Source organism: Pseudomonas sp. 43(2021) (genome assembly GCF_017490805.1).
GTDB lineage: Bacteria > Pseudomonadota > Gammaproteobacteria > Pseudomonadales > Pseudomonadaceae > Aquipseudomonas.
Window position 1 is genome coordinate 1 of sequence record NZ_JAFGYJ010000355.1, and the last position, 490, is coordinate 490.

Genomic DNA, 490 nt, shown 5'->3' on the forward strand with positions numbered 1-490 from the left:
CTGCAAAGCCAGTTCCTGACGCTGCACACCCTCGAGCAACTCAGCCAGATCAATCGGCTTCTGATAGTAATCGGCAATCCCCGCGCGCAACGCCTTGATCACATCCTGCTTGTCAGCGCGCCCGGTGAGCATGATCGCCTCGAACACCCGCTGCTTGCCGGCCAGCCGCTGCAACGCCTGGATCAACTCGATGCCGTCCATGTCCGGCATGTGCAAATCACTCAGCACCAGACCGATGTCCGGGTCCGCCCGGAACAGCTCGATGGCTTCAAGACTCGAGTCGCACGGCACGCAACGGTAGCCACTGCTCTCGAGAAACTCACAGAGTTCTTCGACGATCAGCGGCTGATCATCGACCACGAGGATTTTTACCGAATTAGGCTTGTTCACGAACCACTCCATTTGCTCGGCCAACGCTGACGATTCCTGCACTTTGGTGGCGTATTCGCCTGAATTGAAAGTAGACCCACTTTCCGACTATGTACATAGG

The 490-nt window shown here is 56.7% G+C and carries 1 protein-coding gene; it reads right to left on the reverse strand.

The window, feature by feature from the left end; translation table 11 throughout:
- On the reverse strand, window positions 1–390 hold a 390-nt coding region (locus J5M71_RS27610; RefSeq protein ID WP_207838741.1), incomplete at its 3' end, for a response regulator transcription factor.
- Window positions 391–490 lie beyond the last annotated feature (100 nt).